This is a genomic window from Brooklawnia sp. (genome assembly GCF_032229645.1).
Classification (GTDB): domain Bacteria; phylum Actinomycetota; class Actinomycetes; order Propionibacteriales; family Propionibacteriaceae; genus Brooklawnia.
The window spans coordinates 1-5,861 of the sequence record NZ_JAVTWX010000047.1 but is presented as its reverse complement, the minus strand read 5'-3'; the positions used below and the strand labels follow the sequence as shown (position 1 = coordinate 5,861).

Sequence of the window (5,861 nt, the reverse complement as noted above, 5' to 3'; positions counted from 1 at the left end):
AGCCGGGCGGCCGCCGATGTGCAGCTGCTTGGGGGTGTGCCCGGTTTGTGTACTTATCTGCTCCAGCCTACCTGGGGCCTGACGAGGGTCCCTGTGGCCCGACGAGGGTCCCTAGTTGAGTTCGGGATCCTTCGGCCAGGTTGACAGCAACGCAGGCGTGCCGCCGTGTCTGCGCAGCACCCGGCGCCATAGGCCCGCGGGGTCGGCGGTGAAGATGTCCTCGTCGCGGCTGGGCATCCGGAACCAGGCTCCGCGCGCGAGCTCCTCGTCCAGCTGACCGGGCGCCCAACCGGAGTAGCCGGCGAAGATGCGCAGGTCGGTGTATCCGCCGCTGGCCAACTCCACAGGAGTGTCTAGGTGCAGCAGACCGATGTCGTTGATCACCGGACGCCAGCCCGGCGGCTCCTCGGTCGGGTCCTGCAGTTTCGCCACGCAGACCGCCCCTTGGGGCGAGACCGGACCGCCCGCGAAGAGGACGCGCGGCGGAGCGACCAGCGTCTGCCACTCCGGCAGCACAGAGTCGAGCGGGGTGGTGGCGAGCTTGTTGAGGGTGACACCCAGCGCACCGTCATGGTCGCAGTCGAGCAGCAGCACCACGGATTGATCGAAGAATTCGTCGCTGCCGCCCGATGTGGACACCAGTAGCTCTCCGGCACTGGGCGGTTCAGCGGGCATCACAGTTCGATTCTCGCATCAAAGACCACACCTGGCCGGATGTTTGAACGATGAACTGATCCATCTTCGCGGCCCGCTAACCCGTGCACCAATCGTCCGACCAGCATGCCTCGCCACAGCGTTCTTAGGGCCCTCAAAGGGCGAGAATCACCAAGGGGCACTCTCAACCGGCGATACCGGTGAAGCGGCGATGCCAGACGCCCAGCAATTCGACGAGCACCATGCCGATCGTCACGATCCCTGCCACCAGCAGGGCAAGCGGTTGTGGCAGCCAGTCCAGCAAGAAGAACTCGCGGACGACAGGGACCGCCCATGCCAGTCCCAGCCCGGCGTACATCGCGAGCACGATGAACAGCCTGAACGGATGGAATGGCCGGGCAAGCACCGCAAGGACCCACAGCGCGATGCCCGCGAGGACCAGCACCGAAGCCGATTGCAGTTGCATCTCGGTGACCGCACCCAGCCGGCTCGCGGCTATCTGCAATGCGACAAGCCCGGACGCCACGATCAGCCCGGAGGGTATCGAAAACAGCAGGGCGCGCTTCAAGAATCCGGAGTGGTAGCGCGCAGAGTTCGGCATCAGGGCGAGGAAGAAGGCGGGGACTCCGATCGTCAGGGCGTTGGTGACCGAGAGTTGGCGCGGCAAGAACGGGAACGACCAGGCCACCACGCCGAAGATCATCGCGATCACCACCGCGTAGACCGTCTTCGTCAAGAAGAGCTTGGATACCCGCTCGATGTTGGCGATCACCCTGCGTCCTTCGGCGACCACGCCGGGCATCCGCTCGAAACGTCCGTCGAGCAGCACCAGGCGGGCTACGGCCTTGGTCGCCTGAGCGGCGGTATCCATCGCGATTCCCAGGTCCGATTCCTTGATCGCCAGGGCATCGTTGACACCGTCGCCGGTCATCGCCACCACATGACCCCGGTGCTGCAGTGCGCGCACGATCGACCGCTTCTGGGTGGGCGTCACCCGTCCGAATACCCGCTCCCGCCCAAGAACGCCGCCAAGCTCATCGATGTCGTCGGGAAGGTCGCGTGCGTCGTAGCCCTGCCCGCAACGCAGGCCGACCTGCCTGGCAACAGCCGCCACTGTGCCCGGTTCGTCGCCCGAGATCACCAGCACCTCGACGCCCTGGTCGGCAAAGTAGCCAAGCGTGTCGGCGGCGTCCGGACGCACCTGCTCGCGGAACGTGAGAAGTGCCGCGGGCAACAGTCCCGCGGGAAGCACCGGCTGCTCCCCGTAGTCGCCCGCCTGGCTGCTGCGCGCCAGCACCAGCGTCCGCAGCCCGGACGCGGCCAATTCCCCAGCGCGGGCGAGCGCGATCCGCGACGAGATGTGGTGGGCGCCGTCGAGCACGAACTCCGGGGCGCCGAGCACCCAGTTGCCGCTGCTGGCGCTGTCCCCGCCAATGACCATGGCGCTCCACTTGCGCTCCGAATCGAAGGGAATCGTGTCCACGACAGGCAGCGCCTGACCGGTGCCGAACGGTCTGGCAAGGCAGCGCGCGGTGGCGTTCGCGTCCGGCGCCTCGCTCATTCGGCCGAGCACCGCTCGCCAGCCGCTCACCTCGCCTGTCGGATATGCGTCGGCGAAGACGATCTCCCCGGTGGTCAGCGTGCCGGTCTTGTCGACGCACAGCACATCGACACGCGCCAGGCCTTCTACCGCCGGCAGCTCTTGCACCAGCACCTGACGCCGCGCGAGCGTCACACCGCTCACCGCGAACGCGATGCTGGTCATCAGGACGAGTCCCAGCGGGATCATCGCCACCACTGCGGCGACCGCCCCCACGAGCGCATCGCGCCACGCCCCGCTGGCCACGGCCGCGTCCCAGCCGCCGTGCGAGCGTATCTGGCCGTACGCCACGATCAGGACGACCGGTGCCAGCGCCCAGGTGATCCACCTGAGCAATCGGTCGATGCTGCTGCGCAGTTCGGAGTGGACGAGCGAGAATCTGCGCGCCTCGGCCGTCAGCCCGGCAGCATACGAATCCGCTCCGACCCTGATCACCTGCCCGAGTCCGGAGCCGGCCACGATCAGAGACCCCGAAAGCACCTCATCGTCCGGGTGCTTGCGGACTGGTTCCGATTCGCCGCTCAGCAGCGACTCGTCGACCTCCAATCCACCCCCTCCGCTGGCGGCGACCTGCGTCACGCGGGCGTCCGCGGTCACCTGATCGCCGCTGCGCAGCACGAGCAGGTCGCCCAGCACCACATCCTCCAGCGCGATCTCGTGATCGACACCGTCGCGCCGCACCCGGGCCGTCGGTGCGTTGAGCACCGCGAGCCGATCGAGCACCCGCTTGGCACTGGATTCCTGAACGACACCGATCACCGTGTTCAGCAGCGCCGGAAGCGCAAAGAGGGCATCCTGCCAGCGCCCGAGCAGCAGCAGGATCACCGCTGAGGCAAGCATGATGGCATTGAACAACGTGAAGACGTTCGCACTCAGGATCTGCTGCAGCGAGCGGCTCGAGCCGTCCGGCATCTGATTGCCCTGGCCTGCTTCGAGCAGCCGGCTCGCCTCCAGTTCGGTCAGCCCCGTCTCACCCACGCCGGTGGCCACTGCCTGCGCGAGATGCTCCCCCTCGGGTGTCGAAGTCTCTCGTGACGGGTCTTGGCGCTGATCGTGGTCAGCGGTTGCCTCCCGGCATGCCCCAGGCCTCGAACTCGGCAAGCCCCGCCCGCTCCGTACTAGCCGAAACCGACGTAACGTCAAGCCGAACACTGGTGACCGCACGCGCCGGGAACGTAATCGTGGTCGCCGAACCATCATTCGCCAATGATGTCACCGGCACCGAACTACCATCCGAAAACACCAGCGTCCCACCAGTGATCTGATCGTTACCGTTCGGACGATCAAACAAAACAACCCTGCTCAACGTCACCGGACCATCCCAGGTCAGCCTCACCCACGCTCCGACACCATCACCATCACTCGACCACTCATTGCTCCACGAACCCGGATAGCCGTCCACCACACCATCAATCGCCTTGACGCCCTCCTGGCCCGCAACCTCCGACGACTGAGTCACCCTCACACCGGATTGTCTGGCCACATTCGTGGGCGTCCAAGAATCGTCGCCCACGGAGACATTCACCGAATCCGTCGACGATTCCCGGCCGTCCGAAACAGCCAACTCGAACACATAGTCACCGCTCTGAACCGGAGTGAATGAAGGCGCGGCCGTGTCAGCACCACTCAACTCCACCGCAGGACCGGCAGTCTGCGTCCACGCATAGGTCAACGAATCCGCGGCATCAGGATCGCTGGACGCCGAGCCGTCCAGTCTCACGAGGGTTCCAACGGCATCGGACGAATCCGCTCCCGCGTTGGCGACCGGTGGCCGATTGGCGGCGGATCCTCCCGGCGTACCCCAGGCCTCAAACTCGGCAAGACCCGCCCGCTCCGTACTAGCCGAAACCGAGCTGACGTCAAGCCGAACACTGGTGACCGCACGCGCCGGGAACGTAATCGTGGTCGCCGAACCATCATTCGCCAATGATGTCACCGGCACCGAACTACCATCCGAAAACACCAGCGTCCCACCAGTGATCTGATCGTTACCGTTCGGACGATCAAACAAAACAACCCTGCTCAACGTCACCGGACCATCCCAGGTCAGCCTCACCCACGCTCCGACACCATCACCATCACTCGACCACTCATTGCTCCACGAACCCGGATAGCCGTCCACCACACCATCAATCGCCTTGACGCCCTCCTGGCCCGCAACCTCCGACGACTGAGTCACCCTCACACCGGATTGTCTGGCCACATTCGTCAGCGGCGCGGCGGCCACTGTCACCGTGACGGAATCCGTGGACGTTGCCTGACCGTCCGAAACGGTCAACTCGAAGGCATAATCGCCGGCCTCGATGGCAGCGAACGACGGCGCAGCAGTATCAGCATCACTCAACTCCACCGCAGGACCGGCAATCTGCGTCCACGAGTACGAGAGATCGTCGAGTCCTGATGAGCCGTTGCCGTCGAGGCTCACGCTCGTACCGGCGGTCACCGTTCGGTCGATGCCTGCGTTCGCAGCCACCGGACTGCCGTCGGTCGCGATGACATATTGGCGATGGAACCAACCGGTGTTCCAGTAGCCGTCCCAGTCGATCGCGATGTCGTGTTCGGCGTAGGTGGCGAAGGCACTGATCTTCCGGTCGAGGTCGTCACCGAAAACGTTCTGCGGCCAGTTCTCGTCGAGCATGAAATCGCCGTAACCGAGGTAGCTGCCAAGAATGTGGTCGCGTGAATACGCGTCCGAGGCGTCGCGTGTCAGATATGCGACCGCGTGATGATCGTAGTGATCTCCATCGTTGCCGTAAGCCGTCAGATAGTCCTGGGCGCGCACCCAGGTGCTCTCCTGGTCACGTATCGCATCAAGCAGAGCGTCGCGCAGCGTGTCGGCGGTGTACGAGGCGCTGCCGTCGACAGCTGAGATGGTCGGGATGGCGCCGTTGAGCAGCCGGTAGAGACTCTGGTACCCGCGCGCGGCCGAGCCGGTGCCAAGCGGGAAGCCGTCGGGCAGTCGCATGAACACGACGGAGACATTCGGGGAGGCGTCCAGGGTGCGTAGCCGCACAGGATTACCGGCCAGCGAAACCTCACCGGTCGTCCAGCTGTCGGCCACACCTGCCATCTGCGCCAAGGCCGCTTCGGAGCCTCGCTCACGAGACAGCCAGTACTCCTCCACATCGCCGCTGTCGCCGGCCGTGACATAGACCGTCCGGACGCAGCGTCCTTCGTCGATGTCGTGCAGCAGATCGGGGCTTTGGAAGAGCAGGTCATCGTCCTCGTGTGCGACGATCTGAACCGCTCCGCCGGAGCAATCGACACCTTCTGCGGCGGATGCCTGGGGCGCAGCAAGCACGCCCAGCGACGAGACCAGGACCGTGGTGGCAGACAACAATGCCAGACGGCGAGCATACGACTTTTGTTGGACTGTTCGACTCAAGATGAACTTTCGGCCTGAAGAAGCGGATGCGCATAGCGGACAGCTGCCACCTTTGGAATACGACTCAAGGATGGCTACTACAGGCCGGGAGTCTAGCATCGGGCCAGTCGTGTCGCCAAACACTAGGCAGAACAGCAACGGAGCAGCGCTAACGAACAGCGCCAGCTAACAGCAGCGTCACAGACGCGACAGAACACCAGAACCTCGCTCAGCAAGTCGCTG

At 64.9% G+C, this 5,861-nt stretch carries 3 protein-coding genes; all 3 read right to left on the bottom strand.

Annotated elements, in window-relative coordinates:
• Positions 1-111 precede the first annotated feature (111 nt).
• The 3 genes from AAFP05_RS03345 to AAFP05_RS03335 all read right to left on the bottom strand — a co-directional run bounded on the left by AAFP05_RS03345 (position 112) and on the right by AAFP05_RS03335 (position 5,591).
• Positions 112-675 (bottom strand): YqgE/AlgH family protein, encoded by a 564-nt coding sequence (locus tag AAFP05_RS03345; RefSeq protein WP_341728442.1) that lies wholly within the window; start codon positions 673-675, stop codon positions 112-114.
• Positions 676-838: 163 nt separating this feature from the next.
• Positions 839-3,232 carry an HAD-IC family P-type ATPase gene (locus AAFP05_RS03340; RefSeq protein ID WP_341728441.1) on the bottom strand — a complete coding sequence of 798 codons (2,394 nt, stop codon included), beginning with the start codon at positions 3,230-3,232 and terminating at the stop codon, positions 839-841.
• Positions 3,233-3,311: 79 nt separating this feature from the next.
• Entirely contained in the window at positions 3,312-5,591 is a 2,280-nt protein-coding gene (locus AAFP05_RS03335) for a PKD domain-containing protein (RefSeq protein ID WP_341728440.1), read from the bottom strand.
• Positions 5,592-5,861: the final 270 nt, after the last annotated feature.